The organism is Caulobacter sp. FV1ye6ST (assembly GCF_058681225.1).
The window spans coordinates 2246947-2266026 of record NZ_CM178733.1; the positions used below are offsets into that span (position 1 = coordinate 2246947).

Below are 19080 nucleotides of genomic sequence, written 5' to 3' on the forward strand. Positions count from 1 at the left end.
TAGCGGAGGTTGGTCATGGCGGACGAGGAGGGGCAGGGTTTCGTCCACCTGCGGGTTCGCTCCGCCTATTCGCTGCTGGAAGGCGCGATCAAGGCCGACCAGATCGGCAAGCTGGCCGCCGGGATCGGCATGCCGGCCGCGGCGATCGCCGACCGCGCCAATCTGTTCGGCGCGCTTGAATATTCCTCGTACGCCAAGGATGCGGGGGTCCAGCCGATCATCGGCTGCGCCATTCCGATCACCGGCATTGGCGGCGGGCCGACCGAACGCTGGGCCCGGGCCCCGACGATCGTGCTCCTTGCCCAGAACGAGCGAGGCTATCTCAACCTCTCCGAACTTTCGTCCATCGCCTATCTCGACAGCGCCGAGCTGCCCGAGCCGATCGTCCCCTGGGCCAAGGTCATCGAGCACAACGAAGGCCTGATCCTGCTGTCGGGCGGCACGGACGGTCCGGTGGACGCGCTGTTCGCCGCCGGCAAGGCGGCCGAGGCCTCGGCGGCCTTGGCCGAGATGCAGCGCGTGTTCGGCGATCGCTTCTATGTCGAGCTCCAGCGCCACGGTCTGCCCAAGCAGGCCGCGGCCGAGCCGGGTCTGGTCAATTGGGCCTACGAGCACGACGCGCCGCTGGTCGCCACCAACGACGTCTATTTCGCCAAGGAGAGTTTCTACGCCGCCCACGATGCATTGCTGTGCATCTCGGACGGCTCCTTCGTCGGCCAGGACGAGCGGCGGCGGGTAACGCCCGAGCACTGGTTCAAGCCGGCGGCTGACATGCGCAAGCTGTTCTCCGACCTGCCGGAGGCCTGCGACAACACCCTCGATATCGCCCGCCGCTGCGCCTTCATGGTGCACAAGCGCGATCCGATCCTGCCCAGCTTCCCGACCGGCGACGGTCGCAACGAGGCCGAGGAGCTGGAGCACCAGGCGCGGGAAGGCCTGAAGGCGCGCTTCGTGGGCCTGACCTTGTCGGCGCCCGAGGAGGAGTACTGGAAGCGCCTCGAGTTCGAACTCGACATCATCAAGAAGATGGGGTTCCCCGGCTACTTCCTGATCGTGTCGGACTTCATCAAATGGGGAAAGACGCACGGCATTCCGGTCGGTCCGGGACGGGGGTCGGGCGCCGGTTCGCTTGTCGCCTGGGTCTTGACCATCACCGACCTCGACCCGCTGCGCTTCGGCCTGCTGTTCGAGCGCTTCCTCAATCCGGAACGGGTTTCGATGCCCGACTTCGACGTCGACTTCTGCCAGGAGCGGCGCGAAGAGGTGATCTCCTACGTGCAGGAGAAGTACGGCCGCGACCGCGTGGCCCAGATCATCACCTTCGGCAGCTTGCAGGCGCGCGCCGTGCTGCGCGACGTCGGCCGGGTGATGCAACTGCCGCTGGGTCTGGTCGACCGTCTCTGCAAGATGGTGCCCAACAACCCGGCCGCGCCGGTGACCCTGGCCCAGGCCATCGACCTTGAGCCGCGTCTCAAGCAGGCCAAGAAGGAAGACGCCAACGTCTCGGCCTGTCTTGACGTGGCCCTGCAGCTGGAAGGCCTGTTCCGCAACGCCTCGACCCACGCCGCTGGCGTGGTGATCGGCGACCGGCCGCTGACCCAGTTGACTCCGCTGTACAAGGATCCACGCTCGGATCTGCCGGCCACCCAGTTCAACATGAAATGGGTCGAGAGCGCTGGCCTGGTGAAGTTCGACTTCCTGGGCCTCAAGACCCTGACGGTGCTCGACCGGGCGGTGAAGCACCTGAAGAAGCGCGGCTTCGAGATCGATCTCGGCAAGCTGGCCTTCGACGACACCAAGACCTACGAGCTGCTCGCCTCCGGCCAGACGGTCGGGGTGTTCCAGCTTGAAAGCCAGGGCATGCGGGACACGCTGCGCAAGATGCGCTGCGGCTCGATCGAGGAGATCACCGCGCTGATCTCGCTCTATCGTCCGGGGCCGATGGACAACATCGACACCTTCGTCGACTGCAAGTTTGGCCGCAAACCCGTCGACACCCTGCATCCGTCGCTGGAGACGGTGCTGAAGGAGACCTACGGCGTCATCGTCTATCAGGAGCAGGTGATGCAGATCGCCCAGATCCTGGCCGGCTACAGCCTGGGCGAGGCCGACCTTCTGCGTCGCGCCATGGGCAAGAAGAAGAAGGAGGAGATGGATCTCCAGAAGATCCGTTTCGTCTCCGGCGCCAAGGAAAAGAACGTCCCCGAGGAGCAGTCGGGCTCGATCTTCGAACTGGTGGCCAAGTTCGCCGGCTATGGCTTCAACAAGTCGCACGCCGCCGCCTATGCCTTCATCTCGTACCAGACGGCCTGGCTGAAGGCGAATACGCCGGTCGAGTTCTTCGCCGCCTCGATGAGCCTGGATCTGTCGAACACCGACAAGCTCGCGGTCTTCCACCAGGACGCCCGCAAGTTCGACATCACGGTGCGGGCCCCGGACGTCAATGTCTCGGGCGCCGACTTCGAGGTCGAGAACGGCGAGGTGCTCTACGCCCTGGGCGCCATCCGCAATGTCGGCCTGGAGGCCATGAAGCACCTGGTGGCGATCCGCGAGGAGGGCGGGCCGTTCCGCGACATCTTCGATTTCGTCGAGCGGATCGATCCCAAGCAGGTCAACAAGCGCGCCATCGAGAATCTGGCCCGGGCGGGGGCTTTCGACCAGATCCACAAGAACCGCGCCCAGATCGTGGCCTCGGCCGACGTGCTGATCGCCCATGCCCAAAGCTGTCACGCCGACCGCCAAGGCGGGCAGGGCGGCCTGTTCGGCTCCGACCCGGGGGCGGGGCGCCCGCGCCTCTCGAAGACGGAGAACTGGAACCAGGTCGACCTGCTGGACGAGGAGCTGTCGGCCGTCGGGTTCTATCTGACCGGTCACCCACTTGAAGACGTGGTCGGCATGCTGCGCCGTCGGCGCACCGTGATGCTGACCGAGGCCATGGCCCAGGCCGAAGCCGGCATGGAGGCCCTGCGCATGTGCGGCGTCGTGCGTCGCCGCCAGGAGCGCGCCTCGCAAAGCGGCGAGAAGTTCGCCTTCGTCTCGCTGTCGGACCCGACCGGCGAATACGAGGTGCTGTTCCCGCCGGAATCGCTGCGCAAATGTCGGGACGTGCTGGAGCCGGGCAAGGCTGTCGTCATCAAGGTTCGCGCCAAGGCCCGCGACGGCGAGGTCCGCTTCTTCGGCGACGACGCCGAGCCGATCGAGAAGGCCATCGAGAATGTGGTGGCCGGCCTGCGCGTGCACCTGTCACCGTCGGCCACCGAGATCCAGGCGCTGAAGCGTCGCCTCGAACCCGCCCAGGGCCAGAAGGGCGGTGAGGTGACCTTCGTGGCCGCCATCGGCGGCGGTCGCGAGATCGAACTGCGCTTGCCGGGCCGCTACACGCTGGACGCCGCCCTCCGGGGGGCGCTGAAGACCGCGCCGGGCGTGGCGTTGCTGGAAGATGTGTAGGAATATATTCCTATTTCTTGTGCTGGTAGCGGGAATCCGCTGCTAGGGGGGGCGCCGCCAGCGGCTGCCTTGGTCGGAGACCCTCTGAGGGGCTAACTGGGGAGAAGGCCGATGGCCAATCACGAAGGCGGTTGCCAGTGCGGGCGCGTGCGCTACGCGGTCGATGTCGAGCTGGATGGACTTATCAGCTGCAACTGTTCCCGCTGCGGCAAGCTGGGCGCGATCCTGGCCTTCGCGCCGGAAAGCGCCTTTGAACTGAAGAGCGGCCAGGACGCCCTGACCGAATACCAGTTCAACACCCACAAGATTTCGCACCTGTTCTGCGAAACCTGCGGCATTCAGTCCTTTGGGATGGGCACGGCGCCGGACGGCCGCAAGATGGCGGCGATCAATGTCCGCTGTCTTGACGGCGTCGACGTCTTCGCCTTGAACCCGCGTCCGGTGGACGGCAAGTCGTTCTGAGGCGCGAGGGCGGCGGCGCGTCAAAGCGAAAGATTGGAGCATTTCATCGATCTAGTGGGATCGGAAAGTGCTCCGGCGCTGATCGACGGTCGGTGGGGCGAATGGGGGCGACCTCTTAACCCGCCCGAAATCGCCGGGGCCGGCGGAATGGGCGCGGCTAGAGCATTTTCCGACGAAGTGGGTACCGGTTCGTCGTCAGAAAATGCTTCAAAACAATAGCCTAGAGCATTTCACCGATCCAATTGGATCGAAAAATGCTCTAGCGTTCGGATGGTAAGCTTCGATCGATGAACGGATCTCCGGCGCCGCTTGGGGTTGCGCTTTCGCCGGGATGATCTGCGTCGAATTCCGAGCTTGATCCTGCCCCGGGAGGGCGTTTGGACGTGCGGAGGCCGGGATGCTGGCTGAGGGAACTGGGAGCGAGACAGGCTGCCCCTTGAGAGCGCGGATCGGCGAACGAGCGCCGCGGGCGATGGTTCGCTTCAGTCCTATAGCCGTTGTCCTGAACCGGATGGCAATGGCTGTCCCTCGCCGCGCGCCGGGCGGCCGTTGCTCCGCCGTCGCGCCTTCGCTTAGATGCGGCGCATGAAATCGTCAGCCGCCGCCTCGCCAGGGTCCGCCGCGTATGATGCGCCGACGCTGCGGTTCTATGCCGGCGCGGCTCGGGCCTACACCACGACCAGACCGGATGGCGTGAGCCGGCATTTGGACGGGTTTTTGGAGCGTCTCGCGCCGGGTGCGCGGGTTCTGGAGCTGGGGTGCGGCGACGGTCGAGACAGCGAGGCGATGCTGGCGCGGGGCTTCGACGTCGACGCCACCGATGGGGTCCCGGCGATCACCCGCGAGGCCGAGGCGAGGATCGGTCGCCCGGTTCGGGTGATGCGGTTCGACGAACTTGACGCCGCGCGAGCCTATGATGGGATCCTGGCCAATGCCAGCCTGCTGCACGCGCCCAGGCCGGCGCTCACGGATATTCTGTCGCGCGTTTTCCGAGCTCTGAGGCCGGGCGGCGTTCATCTCGCCAGTTTCAAGGTCGGCGACGCCGAAGGGCGCGATAGCCTGGGGCGGTATTTCAACTACCTGTCGGCCGGCGCCGTGGAGGCTGCTTATCGCGGCGCGGCGGACTGGGAGATCCTGTCGATCAACGACTATATGGGCGGCGACTATGAAGGCGGGCAAAGGCCGTGGGTCGTCATTACCGTACGCAGGGGGGTCTGAGATCCAGGCGGCCGCGCCGCGGCGCCCGATGGAGCGGTGCGATCACCAGGCCGCGGCGCGTCCGTTCGCCAGGCCAGCCCGGAACAGCCGCCGCGCGGCCTTCTCGCCGCCCTTGACGATCACGGGCTTCTCCGCGCCGCGGAGCAGGGGCAGGTCGTCGAGGCTGTCGGTATAGGCATAGGCCCAGCGCGCGCCGTGGCCCGCTTCGGCCAGGGCTTGGCATTTGCGCTGGTGGCGGCAGTGGACGTCGGCGACCCAGCCGCCGCCGCGGCGCTTCAGGGAGGTGCCCAGCACCTCGATCGGATGGCCGAGCGGGCCGATCAGGGCCTGCGCCAGGATGGCCGGCGCGGCCGTGACCACCACGACGCGGTCGCCGGCCTCCAGATGCGCTTCCAGCGCCGCGAGCCCTCCAGCGCGCCAGGCGAGGGCGCTGTCGCCGGCCCGGAAGGTGTCGCCGAACCGCGCGCAGGACTCGCGTAGGGCTCGTTCGGTCAAGCCCGCCGTCGCGATCCACAGCAGGATCGACGCGCCAAGTCGGCGCGTGCGCGGGATCATCACCAACGGCGCGGCGAACGGGGCGACCGCCAGGACCGCCAGAGCGCGCAGGGGCGAGCGCCTGACCCGCCCCCAGAGCCACAGGCCCGTGGAGTCGCCGTCCAGCAAGGTTCCGTCCAGATCGAAGACCGCGAGCATGACGTCCTCCAGCTATGCCGTTCAGAACGACGACGCCGGGTGGATTGGGCCACATCACTATGTCGGTACGGCGACGGTTTTCCGCTCGTCCTGTGGAGGGACGGGGGATGCTGGCCCGGTTCGGGGATGGGTGTCGCGGTCGCCGCCGTCACGATGGATCAACCTTGCGGCCGGCGCCGGTCCTCACGGCGAGGACTTGCTTTTTCTCCGCTGAGAGACTATCTGCGCGGCCATTCCACACGTGGACGTTCGGTTGCACCGGGGAGACATCCCGGCGTCGCCGTTCCGGTCCCGCTCCAGAATGGTCTGGAACGGGGGTGTCCGCGGAGGTTCAACCGGAAAAAGGATATAGGCCCGATGGCTCTTCCCGAATTCTCCATGCGTCAGCTCCTGGAAGCCGGCGCCCACTTCGGCCACCAGACGCACCGCTGGAACCCGAAGATGGACCGCTACATCTTCGGCTCGCGCTCGAACATCCACATCATCGACCTGTCGCAGTCGATCCCGCTGCTGCACCAAGCCCTGGTGAAGGTCCGTGAAGTCGCCGCCGCCGGTGGCCGCGTGCTGTTCGTCGGCACCAAGCGCCAGGCCAGCGACCCGGTCGCCACGGCCGCCAAGCGCTGCGCCCAATACTACGTGAACCACCGTTGGCTCGGCGGCACCCTGACCAACTGGCGTACCGTTTCGGGCTCGATCGCGCGTCTGCGCGAGCTGGAAGGCGTTCTGGCCGGCGAAGGCCAAGGCCGTTCCAAGAAGGAACTGCTGCAGCTGACGCGCGAGCGCGACAAGCTGGAACTGTCGCTGGGCGGCATCAAGGACATGGGCGGCATCCCCGACATCATGTTCGTGATCGACACCAACAAGGAAGCGATCGCGATCCTGGAAGCCCGCAAGCTGAACATCCCGGTCGTCGCCATCCTCGACACCAACTGCGATCCGGACGGCATCACCTACCCGATCCCGGGTAACGACGACGCCGCCCGCGCTCTGCAACTGTACTGCGACCTGATCGCTGACGCCGTCCTGGACGGTCTGGCCGCTGGCCAAGCCGGTTCGGGCGTCGACCTGGGCGCCGCCGTGAACCCGACCGAGCCGGCCCTGGCGCGCGCTCTGGCTCCGGAACCTGAAGCCGCTCCGGCCGTCGCCGAAGTTGCTCCGGTTGCTGAAGCCGCTCCGGAAGTGGCCGCCGAGGCCGCCCCGGAAGCCGCTGTCGAAGCTGCTCCGGAATCGGCCGAAGGCTGATTCCCTACGCGCCTCCGCCCCGGTTCGCCGGGATGCCGAGGCCGTCGCGACCCTGACATGCGACCGGGCTAAAAGCCCGGTCGCTACTCTTTATGGATTAGGCGGGCGACAAGCCCGGTCGCTAACCGTTTGAATATGGAGATTTTCCATGGCTGAGATCACGGCTGCGCTGGTTAAAGAACTGCGCGAAAAGTCCGGCGTCGGCATGATGGACTGCAAGAAGGCGCTGTCGGAAAACAACGGCGACATCGAAGCGTCCATCGACTGGCTGCGCGCCAAGGGCCTGTCCAAGGCCGCCAAGAAGGCCGATCGCGCCGCCGCTGAAGGCCTGGTGGCCATCGCCACGGCCGACCAGGGCGCGGGTGAAACCGCCACGGCCGTCGAAGTGAACGCCGAAACTGACTTCGTGTCGCGCAACGACCTGTTCCAGGGCGCTGCTCGTCAGATCGCCGGCGCCGCTCTGGGCACCGACGGCTCGGTCGACGCCATCACCGCCGCCAAGCTGGCTGGCGGCGAGAGCGTGCAGGATCACCTGACCAACCTGATCGCCACGATTGGCGAGAACATGATGGTTCGTCGCGCGGCCAAGCACACCGTCGAGAACGGCGTCGTCGCCTCTTACATCCACAACGCCACCGCGCCGGACCTCGGCCGCATCGGCGTGCTGGTGGCCCTGGAGTCGACCGGCGACAAGGCCGCCCTGCGCGACCTGGGCCGCAAGATCGCCATGCACGTCGCCGCGACCGCCCCGCTGTCGCTGTCGCCGGACGATCTGGACCCGGCCGCCATCGAGCGTGAAAAGGCCGTGTTCACCGAGCAGGCTCTGGAGTCGGGCAAGCCGCCGGCGGTCGTCGAAAAGATGATCGAAGGCCGTATCCGCAAGTTCCTGGAAGAAGTCGTGCTGCTGAAGCAGGCCTTCGTCATGAACCCGGACCAGACCGTCGAGCAACTGGTCGCCGAGACCGGCAAGACCCTGGGCGCCCCGATCGCCGTGAAGGGCTTCACGCGTCTCGCCCTGGGCGAAGGCGTTGAAAAGAAGCAGGACGACTTCGCCGCCGAAGTCGCCTCGATGACCGGCCAGGCCTAAGGCTTGATCGCCAGGACCTTCGGGCCCCGGCGAACAATCAGGGCGCGGCGCGTCTAGACGCGCGCCGCGCCCTTTTTGCGCCTGCCGTTCGACACCCCGTCAGAGGGTGAGGACGGTTGGCAAAACCCTCCCCACTTCTGTAGAACGCACGTATGTGCGTGCCGACGACTCAGGAATAGCGGTCCAATGTCCGATACCAGCGCGCCCCAGAAATATCGCCGCATCCTGCTGAAGGTGTCCGGCGAGGTCCTGATGGGCGACACGCCCTACGGTATCGACACCAACACCGTTCAATCCGTCGCCGACGACGTGGCCGAGATCGTCAAGTCCGGCGTCGAGCTGTGCCTGGTGATCGGCGGCGGCAACATCTTCCGCGGCATGGCCGGCGCGGCCAAGGGCATGGAGCGTTCCAGCGCCGACTATATGGGCATGCTGGCCACCGTGATGAACGCCCTGGCCATGCAGGACGCGCTTGAGCGCATCGGCGTCGAGACCCGCGTGCAGTCGGCGATCCCGATGGCCACGGTCTGCGAACCCTACATCCGCCGCCGCGCCCAGCGTCACCTCGAGAAGGGGCGCGTGGTGATCTTCGCCGCGGGCACCGGCAACCCGTTCTTCACCACAGACACCGCCGCGGCCCTGCGCGCCGCCGAGATGCAGTGCGACGCCCTGTTCAAGGGCACCAGCGTCGACGGCGTCTATACGGCCGACCCCAAGAAGGATCCGAAGGCCGAGCGTTACGACCGCCTGACCTACATGGACGTGCTGGCCAAGGATTTGCGGGTCATGGACGCCTCGGCCGTGGCGCTGATGCGCGACAGCAACATTCCGATCGTGGTCTTCTCGATCAAGGGGCGCGGCAATCTGCTGACCGTCCTGCGAGGCGAGGGGACCCACACCGTGGTCGCCGCCGACCGCGCCGCCTGAAGATAGAGAACCGCGAGGAGAGCCCGCCATGGCCGCCGCCGAGAAACCCGTCCTGTCGCGTTACCGCGAGCGAATGGACAAGACCATCGCCGCCCTGAAGGAAGAGTTCGCCAGCCTGCGCACGGGCCGGGCGTCCGCCAGCCTGCTGGACCAGGTGATGGTCGAGGCCTACGGCTCGACCACGCCGCTGAACGCGGTGGCGTCGGTCAGCGTGCCCGAGCCGCGCCAGATCAATGTCAGCGTCTGGGACCGCGGGGTCGTCGTTTCGGTCGAGAAGGCCATCCGCGCCTCGGGCCTGGGCCTGAACCCTGTCGTCGAAGGTCAGAATCTGCGCATTCCGATCCCGCCGCTGACCGAGGAGCGCCGCAAGGATCTCTCCAAGATCGCCGGCAAGTACGCGGAACAGCAGAAGATCGCCGTCCGCAACGTCCGCCGCGACGCCAACGACGACCTGAAGAAGGCCGAGAGGGACGGCGCGATCGCCGAGGACGAGCGCAAGAAGATGGAAACCGAGGTCCAGAAGATCACGGACGAGGCCATCAAGCGCGTCGACGAGGCCTTGAAAATCAAAGAACAAGAGATCATGCAGGTCTAATCGCCCCTCCTGCGAGTTGATGGGGGAGCGACGAGGGAAGGTTGAAGCGAATGCCGGCGACCACCGGTCCGCAGAACGTGTCGGGGCGCGCCGGGGGCGAGGCGGCCGACCAACGTCTGCACGTGGCCATTATCATGGATGGCAACGGCCGCTGGGCGAAACAGCGGGGGATGCCGCGCGTCCTCGGCCATCGCGCCGGGGTCAATGCGCTGAAGCGCACCGTCGAGGGCGCTCAGGCTCAGAACGTCGGTGTTCTGACGGTGTTCGGCTTCTCGACCGAGAACTGGCGCCGGCCGGCGCACGAGGTCTCCGAGCTGATGAACCTGCTCAAGGCCTATGTCGAATCGGACCTCGAGCGCTTGGCCAAGGCGGGTGTGCGCGTCCGTATCATCGGTCGCCGCACGGGCCTGTCGGCCGACATCGCCGAGGTCATCGACCGGGCCGAGAAGCGCACCGAGGGCAACACCCAGTTCACGCTGCAGGTGGCCTTCAACTACGGCGGCCAAGCCGACATCACGGATGCGGCCCGCGCCTTCGCCGAGAAGGTCGAGCGCGGCGAGGCCAGGGCCGCGGATCTGACAGAAGAAACTTTCGAGCGTTTCCTGTCGACCGCCTCGGCGCCCGCGCCGGACCTGATCGTGCGCACTAGCGGCGAACGCCGAATCTCGAATTTCCTGCTCTGGGAATGCGCCTACGCCGAGCTCGTCTTCCAGGACGTGCTGTGGCCCGACTACGGGCCCGAGGCGCTGGCGGCGGCCATCGCCGAATATCGCCGTCGGGATCGACGCTACGGAGGGGTCGCTGCCGATGACGTCGCCGTCGCCGGCTAAGCGCTTCAACTGGAGTAACCTGAAGACGCGCGTGGTTTCGGCCACCGTGCTCGTGCCTATGGTCGTGGCCGCCGTCTGGCTGGGGAACTTCTGGTTCCTGGCCCTGGCCCTAGTCTGCACGGCGCTGCTGGCGCGCGAGTGGGGCAAGATCAGCGCGCCCAAGTCACCCAACGCCGTCGGCGCCGTGGTCGGCCTGTTCTGCGCGGTCGCGGTCATCGCCGCCTACCTGCATCAATTCCTTATCGCCTGGTCGGTCGTGCTGGCCGGGGCCTTCCTGGCCGGCTTGATCGCGCGCGGCGCGGTCGAGCGTCGGGCCGACGCGGCCTATGGCGTCGTCTATATTGCCCCGGCGGTCATCGCGCTGGTGTGGATCCGTTCGTTGCCGGCCGATGGTCTCTGGTGGACGCTGTTACTGTTCGTGGTGACCTGGTTCGCCGACATCTTCGCCTATGTGGCGGGCAGCATCTTCAAGGGGCCGAAGCTGTGGCCCCAGATTTCGCCCAACAAGACCTGGGCGGGCTTCGTCGGCGGTTTGGTGGCGGCGACGATCGGCGCCGTTCTGGTCGCGCATTTCGCCCACCTGAAGCTGATCTGGCCCGCGGCGGCCCTGATCGGCTTCCTGGGCGGCCTGGCGACCATGGCCGGCGACCTTTGGGAGTCGATCCTTAAGCGCCGCTTCGGGGTCAAGGACAGCGGCGACATCATCCCCGGCCATGGCGGCCTGTTGGATCGCGTGGACGGCCTGATGTTCGCGGCGATCGTCATCGCCGCCGTCCGGTTGATCGACCACTTGGGATGGGCGCATTGACCTTACCCCGCAAGGTGGTGGTGCTGGGCTCGACCGGATCGATCGGCCTTTCGACCTTGAGCCTGTTCGAGGAGTCCGGCGTCGAGGTCGAGATTCTGGCCCTGACGGCCGGGCGCAATGTGGAGCGCCTGATCGAGCAGGCCCGCCGCTGGAAGCCCCAGGTCGCTGTCATCGAGGACGAGACCAAGTTTCAGGCCCTGAAGGATGGCTTGACCGGAACCAGCGTGCGGCCCGCCGCCGGCGCGGCCGCCGTGGCCGAGGCCGCCGCCATGGGCGCGGACTGGGTGATGTCGGCCATCGTCGGCGCGGCCGGCCTGGCGCCGACGGTGGCGGCGGCTCGCACGGGCGCGATCATAGCCCTGGCCAACAAGGAGAGCCTCGTCTGCGCCGGTCCGGCCTTGCTGGCCATCGCGCAGTCGGCCGGCGGCTCGGTGATCCCGGTCGATTCCGAGCATTCGGCCATCTTCCAGGTGCTGCAGCCGGCGTGCGCCCATCGCGTGGCGCGACTGATCCTCACCGCTTCCGGCGGGCCTTTCCGCACCTGGGACAAGATCGCCATGGCGGCGGCGACCCCGGAGCAGGCCATCGCCCACCCGAACTGGAGCATGGGCGCCAAGATTTCGGTCGATTCCGCGACGATGATGAACAAGGGGCTCGAGATGATCGAAGCCTCCTACCTGTTCGGAACGCCCGAGGACCGCATCGACGTCGTGATCCACCCCCAGTCCGTCATCCATAGCCTCGTCGAGTACGCCGACGGCTCGACCCTGGCCCAGCTGGGACCGCCGGACATGCGCGCGCCGATCGCCTGCGCCTTCGCCTGGCCGGACCGCCTGCCATGGCCCGCGCCGCGCCTGGATCTGGCCGCCTACGGCCAGCTGACGTTCGAATCACCCGACCTGGATCGCTTTCCGTCGATCGGAATCGCCCGCGAGGCCCTGCGCCTTGGCGGGGGCGCGCCGACGGCGATGAATGCGGCCAATGAGGTCGCCGTCGCTGCTTTCCTTGACCGGCGGATTGGCTTTCTTGATATTGCCGCCTCGGTGGCGGGAACCCTTGAGCGTATGAACAGTCTGGGCAACCTCGCCGTGGCGGAAAGTGACGCTGTCGACAACGCGATGATGATCGACGCCAGCGCTCGCCGCATTGCGGCCGAGGTTGTCGCGCAAAAGCATCGCCGGCTCTGATCCGGGGGACCGGCCAACCTTATGACTGACGTCTTGATCTTCATCCTGTCCACGGCCTTCGTGCTGTCCGTCGTGGTGACCATCCACGAGCTGGGGCACTACTGGGCCGCGCGGGCTTGCGGGGTCGCCATCGATTGTTTCTCGATCGGCTTTGGCCCGCCGCTGCTGTCCTGGCGTGACAAGCACGGCGTCGAGTGGCGCGTCGCGTCGATCCCCCTGGGCGGCTATGTCCGCTTCTCCGGCGACGAAAACGCCGCCAGCGTGCCGGACCAAGACAACCTGGCCGCCATGCGCGACTCGATCGTGCGGCGTGAAGGCGAGGAGGGGGTCTCCAAATACTTCCATTTCAAGCCGGTGTGGCAGCGGGCGATCATCGCCGTGGCCGGTCCGGCGTCGAACTTCGTCCTGGCCATCCTGATCATGGCCGTCTTCCTGGTGCTGATCGGCACGCCGCAGCGCGCCGCCAGCGTGAACGGTGTCGTGCCGGGCGGCGCGGCCGCCGTGGCCGGCTTCAAGAAGGGCGATATCATCGTCGCGGCCGACGGCCGCAAGATCGGCACGTTCCAGGATCTGCAGGGCTATGTCTCTCTGCGCGCCAATCTGCCGATCGACTTCACGGTCAAGCGGGGCGCGCGGCAGGTCCACCTGACCGCCACGCCACGCCTAGTCGAGATCAACGACAAGATCAGTGGCCGCATGAAGACCGGGCAGCTGGGCATCGAGAACGCCGGGGTCACCCAGTTCAAGCGCTCCAGCGTGCTGACCGCCATACCCGACGCCACGGTCGAGGTCTGGAACATGATCAAGACGATCGGCTTCTATCTGGGCCGCCTCGTCACCGGTCAGCTGCCCGCCGACCAGATCAGCGGCCTGATCGGTATCGGCCACACCGCTGGCGCGGTGACCAAGGCCAGCGCCGCTGGCGCGCCCGACGTCGCCACCATGGCGCTGCGGGTCTTCATCTCGTCCATGCTGCTGATCGCCAGCCTGTCGGTCAGCATCGGCTTCATGAATCTGCTGCCGATCCCGGTCCTCGATGGCGGACATCTGTTGATGTACGCCTATGAAGCCGTGGCCAAGCGGCCTCTACGGGCGGATTTCCAGGCGGCGGGCTTCCGTGCGGGGCTTGCCTTGATCCTGGGTTTCATGCTGTTCGCGGCGTGGAACGACCTCAACCGCTACGACGTGTTCAAATTCATCGGCGGCCTGTTCACGTGAACGCCCGCTCTTCGTCCATGATTGGTCCCATGCACAAACTTCGCGCCCAAAGCGCCGCGTTCGCCACGGGTATGGCGCTGCTCCTCGGCTCGACGGCCCTGGTGGCTCCGCATCAGGCTTTCGCCCAGGCCGCTGCTCAGACCGGCGTGGTCCAGCGCATCGTCGTTCAGGGCAATGAACGCATCGAGCAGGGCACGGTTCTGTCCTATCTGCCGATCCAGCCCGGCGACACCGTTGATGCCCAGCGCCTTGACCTGGCGCTCAAGACCCTGGCCCGCACCGACCTCTTCGCCGACGTGAAGATCGAGATGCAGGGCGGCGATCTGGTGGTGAAGGTCGTCGAGAACCCGATCATCAACCAGGTGGTCTTCGAGGGGAATTCGTCCCTGAAGGAAGACAAGCTGAAGGACGAAGTGCAGATCCGCCCGCGCGGCATCTTTACCCGCGCCAAGGTGCAGGCCGACGTTCAGCGGATCATCGAACTGTATCGCCGCTCGGGCCGTATCTCGGCGACCGTGACGCCCAAGGTGGTGGAACTGCCGCAGAAGCGCGTCGACCTGGTCTTCGAAATCAGCGAAGGCCCCAAGAGCGGCGTGCTGGGGATCAATTTCCTGGGCAACAGCGAGTACTCGGACAACGACCTGCGCGACGTGGTCGTGACCAAGGAAAGCCGCTGGTACAAGATCCTGACCAGCAACGACAATTACGACCCCGACCGGATCGAGTACGACCGCGAGCAGCTGCGCAAGCATTACCGCAACCGCGGCTTCTTCGACTTCCGAGTCGTCTCGTCGGTCGCCGAACTGGCGCCGGACAAGAACGGCTTCGCCGTCACCTACACTCTCGACGAAGGCCCGAAATACAAGTTCGGCAAGGTCACCGTCGAAACCGAACTCAAGAAGCTGGACGGCAACCTGCTGGCCCAGATCCTGCCGATCCGCGCCGGCCAACTCTATGAGGACGAGCGCATCGAGCAGGCCACCGACGCCCTGACCTTCGCGGCGGGCGCGGCCGGCTTCGCTTTCGTGGACGTGCGTCCGCGCTACGTGCCCAACCGCGAGACCAAGACCGTCGACGTGGTCTTCCAGGTCCGCGAAGGCCCGCGCGTCTATGTCGATCGCATCGACATCGTCGGCAACACCCGCACGCTGGATTACGTCCTGCGCCGCGAACTCGAAGTGGCCGAGGGCGACGCCTATAACCGCGTGCTGGTCGACCGCTCGAAGAACAACATCCGCCGCCTCGGCTTCTTCAAGGAAGTCGATATCGAGGACACCCCCGGCTCGGCTCCCGACCGCACCAGCCTGAAGGTGAAGGTCGAAGAGCAGCCGACGGGCGAGCTGTCGTTCAGCGCCGGCTACAGCTCGGTGGACAAGCTGGTGCTCGATGTCGGCATCACCGAGCGCAACTTCCGCGGCCGCGGTCAGAACCTACGGGCGCGCGCCTCGGTCGGTTCGCTGCGCCAGCAGATCGACTTCGGCTTCAGCGAGCCGCGCTTCCTGGGTCGCAACCTGGTGGCGGGCCTCAACCTGTACACCTTCCGTTATGACCTGTCGGACTACGCGGCCTACGACACCAAGTCGGTCGGCGGCGACGTGCGCCTGGGCTTCCCGCTGACCAACGACTCGTCGATGAGCCTGCGCTACACGCTCCGCCAGGACGACGTCAGCGTGGCCGACAGCCTCTGCACCAGTGGCTCGGTCTCGCAGATCCTCTGCCTGCAGCGCGGCGCCTACATCACCTCGCTGATCGGCTATGGCCTGCGCATCGACAAGCGCAACGACCCGATCAACCCGACTCGCGGCTGGTTCGCCGACCTGAACCAGGACCTGGCCGGCATCGGCGGCGACGTGAAGTACCTGAAGACGGAAGCCGACGCTGGCTGGTACTGGGGCTTCACCAAGGACCTGGTGTTCAGCGCCACGGGCTCGTTCGGCTATATCGAGGGCTGGGGCGGCGACAATGTCCGCATCAACGACCGCTTCTATCGCGGCGGCACCTCGTTCCGCGGCTTCGAGATCGCCGGTATCGGTCCGCGCGACATCTCGAGCACCAACAACTCGATGGGCGCGAAGCTCTACGCCATCAGCACCTTCGAGCTGACCATCCCGACCTTCCTGCCCGAGCAGTACGGCATCAAGGCCGCCCTGTTCAGCGACGTGGGCACGGCGGGTCTGCTGGATGATGTGGATCGTCAGAAGTCGCCTGGCGTCTTCGATCCGAACATCAAGGATAACCTCGGCCTGCGTGCGACGGCTGGTATCTCGATCGACTGGAAGTCCCCAATGGGCCCCATCCGATTCGATATCAGCCGCATTTTGGCCAAGGAAGACTACGATCGAACCGAAACCTTCCGGTTCTCCACCTCCACAAGGTTCCAATAAACATGTCCAAGTTCCTGTCCGCGGCCGCGTCCAGCGTCGTCGCTCTCGCCCTCGCGACCAGCGCCTCGGCTCAGACGGCTCCGGCCGCCGCTCCCGCGGCTCCGGCTGTCACGCACGGCCCGGCCCTGACCGGCGTCTGCATCTTCTCGAGCCAGGGCGCCGTCGGCAACTCGCTGGTGGGTAAGGCGGTCGACGCCCGCCTGAAGACGATCATCCAACAGGTCAACGCCGAGCTGACCGCCGAGCGCACCGGTCTCGACAACGAAGCCAAGGCCCTCGACGCCAAGAAGGCGACCCTGGCCCAGGACGCCCTGGAACAGCAGGCCTCGGCTCTGCAGGTCAAGGCCAACGCCTGGCAGCGCAAGGGTCAGCTGCGCCAGAAGGAAGTCGAAGCCACCGAGCAGAAGGCGCTGGCCCGCGTCTATCAAGAACTCGATACGCCGATCCGTCAGGTCTATCAGGCGCAGAAGTGCAGCATCCTGTTCGATCGTGAATCGGTGATGCTGGCCAACCCGTCGATGGACATCACCGGCACCGTGGTCGCGGCGCTCGACGCGCGCATCAAGACCCTGACCTTCGATCGCGAACGTCTGGACCAAGGCGCTCCGGGCGCCGCTGCCCTGCAACCGACCAATAAGTAAGCGAATCGTCTCCTTTAGGATTACCTAGGGGAACTTATTCGTGAGGAGCCATGCCGGACCCCCGTTTCTTCGACAACCTGGGTCCGGCATCGCTTTCCGAGTTGGCCCGGGCCGGCGCAGCCGAACTGGCTGACGCCGCCCTGGGCGACCGGGCCATCGCCCATGCCACGCCGCTGGATAGCGCGGACCTCGGGGCGATCACCTTCTTCTCCGACGCCAAGCGCAAGGACGCCGCCGGGGCAACCCTGGCGGGCGCCTGTTTCGTGCGTCCGGAGCATCGCGACTTTCTGCCGGCGGCCTGCGGCGCGCTGATCACCAGGCATCCGCAGGCCGCGTGGGCCTCGGCGGTCAACCGCCTTCACGCGCCGCGTCGCCATGATCCGACGGCCCCCGCGATTCATCCCGAAGCGGCGCTGGAAGACGGCGTCCTGCTGTCGCCCAACGTGACGATCGGGCAGGGGGCGAGGATCGGGCGCGGCACGCGGATCGGTCCTGGCGTCGTGGTCGGTCCGGGCGTGCTGATCGGCCGGGACTGCGTGATCGGCGCCAACGCCGTGATCGGCTTTGCCGTGCTGGGCGACCGGGTGTCGATCTCGGCTGGCGCGGTGCTGGGCGAGGCGGGTTTCGGCGCCGCCGTCGGGCCACGCGGCATGGTCGACATGCCCCAGCTGGGCCGGGTGGTGATCCAGGACAACGTCACGATCGGCGCCAACAGCTGCGTCGACCGGGGCGCCTTCGCCGACACGACGATTGGCGAGAACACCAAGATCGACAACCTCGTGCATGTCGCGCACAACGTCCGTGTAGGACGCAATTGCGTCCTGGCGGCCTATACCGGGCTGTCGGGCAGTACGATCGTCGGTGACGGTGTCGCGTTCGGCGGCAAGGCCGGCGTCGCCGACCATTTGAACATCGGCTCGGGCGCGAGCATCGGGGCGGCCGCCTCGGTGTTCAAGGACGTGCCGGAAGGCGAAACTTGGACGGGATTCCCGGCGCGGCCGCTCAAGCGGTGGCTTCGGGAGACCGCATGGCTGTCGCGCATGGCGGGCGGTCGAGGCACGAGGGGCAGACCATGAGCGAGAACACCGAGCAAACGGTGCGAACCGACATCGACATCGCGGAAATCCTGGCGCGCATCCCGCACCGCTATCCGTTCCTGCTGGTCGACCGCGCCGAGGACTACAAGCCCGGCCAGTCGATCGTCGGCATCAAGTGCGTGACGATCAACGAGCCGTTCTTCCAGGGCCACTTCCCGGGCAACCCGGTGATGCCCGGCGTGCTGATCATCGAAGCCCTTGCCCAGACGGGCGCGGTCCTGATGAGCAAGACGCTGGAAGTCGACACCGAGGGCAAGACCATCTTCTTCATGTCGATCGACGGCGTGCGCTTCCGCAGTCCGGTGCGGCCCGGCGACGTGATCCGGATGGAGGTCGAGGTGGTGCGTGCGCGCTCGTCGATCTTCAAGTTCAAGGGCGTGGCCAAGGTCGGCGACAAGGTGGCGGCCGAGGCCGAGTTCGCCGCCATGGTGGTCGAGACGGGGCCCAAGGCATGATCATCCATCCCACCGCGATCATCGCGCCCGAGGCCAAGATCGCTTCGGACGTCGAGATCGGGCCCTACAGCATCGTCGGTCCGGACGTGACTCTCGAGGCCGGCGTTCGCCTGCTGTCGCACGTGGTGGTGGAAGGCGCGACGACGATCGGCGAAAATTGCATCGTCCATCCTTTCGCCAATCTGGGCGGGCCGCCGCAGCATCTGGGCCACAAGGGCGAGAAGACCGAACTGCTGATCGGTCCGCGCAACATCATCCGCGAGCACGTGACCATGCACACGGGTACGGCCTCGGGTAAGGGCGTGACCACGATCGGTTCGGACGGCCTCTACATGGTCGGTTCGCACGTGGCGCACGACTGCACGGTCGGCGACTTCGTGGTGCTGGCCAAGGGCGCGACCCTGGGCGGTCACGTGGCGATCGGTGACTACGTGTTCATGGGCGGCCTAGCCGCCGCGCACCAGTTCTCCCGCATTGGCCGCTACAGCTTCATCGGCGGCCTAGCCGCCGTGACCAAGGACGTCATTCCGTACGGCTCGGTCTGGGGGAACCACGCCCATCTCGAGGGCCTGAACCTGGTGGGCCTCAAACGCCGGGGCTTCTCGCGCGAGACGATCAACGCCCTGCGCGCGGCCTATCGCCTGATGTTCGCCGACGAGGGCACCTTCCAGGAGCGGCTCGACGACGTGGCCGAGACCCACGCGGCGATCACCGAGGTCATGGAGATCGTCGACTTCATCCGCGCCGACGCCAACCGCCCGCTCTGCCTGCCCGAGCGCGAGGTCTAGG

At 66.5% G+C, this 19080-nt stretch carries 17 protein-coding genes; 16 read left to right on the top strand and 1 reads right to left on the bottom strand.

Features of this window, described 5'->3' with window-relative positions:
* Positions 1–15 precede the first annotated feature (15 nt).
* From dnaE to ACW175_RS11100, 3 genes are all read left to right on the top strand, one after another.
* Positions 16–3447 (top strand): DNA polymerase III subunit alpha, encoded by a 3432-nt coding sequence (dnaE, locus tag ACW175_RS11090; protein WP_492104519.1) that lies wholly within the window; start codon positions 16–18, stop codon positions 3445–3447.
* A 111-nt stretch (positions 3448–3558) separates the two neighbouring features.
* Complete coding sequence (locus tag ACW175_RS11095) at positions 3559–3909, top strand: GFA family protein (protein ID WP_492104520.1); 351 nt, start codon at positions 3559–3561, stop codon at positions 3907–3909.
* Positions 3910–4494: 585 nt separating this feature from the next.
* Positions 4495–5127, top strand: coding sequence for a class I SAM-dependent methyltransferase (locus ACW175_RS11100; protein WP_492104521.1), 633 nt, complete (start codon positions 4495–4497; stop codon positions 5125–5127).
* A 42-nt stretch (positions 5128–5169) separates the two neighbouring features.
* On the opposite strand, the gene ACW175_RS11105 is transcribed toward ACW175_RS11100, so the two are convergent.
* Positions 5170–5820, bottom strand: a complete 651-nt coding sequence (locus ACW175_RS11105; RefSeq protein WP_492104522.1) for a haloacid dehalogenase-like hydrolase — start codon at positions 5818–5820, stop codon at positions 5170–5172.
* A 357-nt stretch (positions 5821–6177) separates the two neighbouring features.
* On the opposite strand from ACW175_RS11105, the gene rpsB reads away from it, so the two are divergent.
* From rpsB to lpxA, 13 genes are all read left to right on the top strand, one after another.
* On the top strand, positions 6178–7062 hold the full coding sequence (gene rpsB, locus ACW175_RS11110) for a 30S ribosomal protein S2 (protein WP_492104523.1): 885 nt from the start codon (positions 6178–6180) through the stop codon (positions 7060–7062).
* A 148-nt stretch (positions 7063–7210) separates the two neighbouring features.
* Positions 7211–8149 carry a translation elongation factor Ts gene (gene tsf, locus ACW175_RS11115; protein WP_492104524.1) on the top strand — a complete coding sequence of 313 codons (939 nt, stop codon included), beginning with the start codon at positions 7211–7213 and terminating at the stop codon, positions 8147–8149.
* Between the two features lie 186 nt (positions 8150–8335).
* A complete protein-coding gene (gene pyrH, locus ACW175_RS11120; RefSeq protein WP_099577639.1) occupies positions 8336–9076 on the top strand; it encodes a UMP kinase in 741 nt (246 codons plus the stop codon).
* 28 nt (positions 9077–9104) lie between these two features.
* Positions 9105–9671, top strand: a complete 567-nt coding sequence (gene frr, locus ACW175_RS11125; protein WP_492104525.1) for a ribosome recycling factor — start codon at positions 9105–9107, stop codon at positions 9669–9671.
* 50 nt (positions 9672–9721) lie between these two features.
* Positions 9722–10501: a polyprenyl diphosphate synthase gene (gene uppS, locus ACW175_RS11130; RefSeq protein ID WP_492104526.1), complete on the top strand. Its 780-nt coding sequence runs from the start codon at positions 9722–9724 to the stop codon at positions 10499–10501.
* Positions 10479–11309 carry a phosphatidate cytidylyltransferase gene (locus ACW175_RS11135; RefSeq protein ID WP_492104527.1) on the top strand — a complete coding sequence of 277 codons (831 nt, stop codon included), beginning with the start codon at positions 10479–10481 and terminating at the stop codon, positions 11307–11309. Before uppS ends, ACW175_RS11135 begins: the two co-directional genes overlap by 23 nt.
* On the top strand, positions 11297–12496 hold the full coding sequence (gene dxr / locus ACW175_RS11140) for a 1-deoxy-D-xylulose-5-phosphate reductoisomerase (RefSeq protein WP_492104528.1): 1200 nt from the start codon (positions 11297–11299) through the stop codon (positions 12494–12496). The genes ACW175_RS11135 and dxr overlap by 13 nt, the downstream gene beginning before the upstream one ends.
* 21 nt (positions 12497–12517) lie before the next feature.
* A complete protein-coding gene (locus ACW175_RS11145) occupies positions 12518–13714 on the top strand; it encodes a M50 family metallopeptidase (RefSeq protein ID WP_492104529.1) in 1197 nt (398 codons plus the stop codon).
* A 17-nt stretch (positions 13715–13731) separates the two neighbouring features.
* Positions 13732–16098 carry an outer membrane protein assembly factor BamA gene (gene bamA, locus ACW175_RS11150; RefSeq protein ID WP_492104530.1) on the top strand — a complete coding sequence of 789 codons (2367 nt, stop codon included), beginning with the start codon at positions 13732–13734 and terminating at the stop codon, positions 16096–16098.
* Between the two features lie 2 nt (positions 16099–16100).
* On the top strand, positions 16101–16739 hold the full coding sequence (locus tag ACW175_RS11155; RefSeq protein ID WP_492104531.1) for an OmpH/Skp family outer membrane protein: 639 nt from the start codon (positions 16101–16103) through the stop codon (positions 16737–16739).
* Positions 16740–16789: 50 nt separating this feature from the next.
* Positions 16790–17815, top strand: coding sequence for a UDP-3-O-(3-hydroxymyristoyl)glucosamine N-acyltransferase (lpxD, locus tag ACW175_RS11160; RefSeq protein WP_492104532.1), 1026 nt, complete (start codon positions 16790–16792; stop codon positions 17813–17815).
* On the top strand, positions 17812–18291 hold the full coding sequence (gene fabZ, locus ACW175_RS11165; protein WP_492104533.1) for a 3-hydroxyacyl-ACP dehydratase FabZ: 480 nt from the start codon (positions 17812–17814) through the stop codon (positions 18289–18291). Before lpxD ends, fabZ begins: the two co-directional genes overlap by 4 nt.
* Positions 18288–19079, top strand: coding sequence for an acyl-ACP--UDP-N-acetylglucosamine O-acyltransferase (lpxA, locus tag ACW175_RS11170; protein ID WP_492104534.1), 792 nt, complete (start codon positions 18288–18290; stop codon positions 19077–19079). The genes fabZ and lpxA overlap by 4 nt, the downstream gene beginning before the upstream one ends.
* Position 19080: the final 1 nt, after the last annotated feature.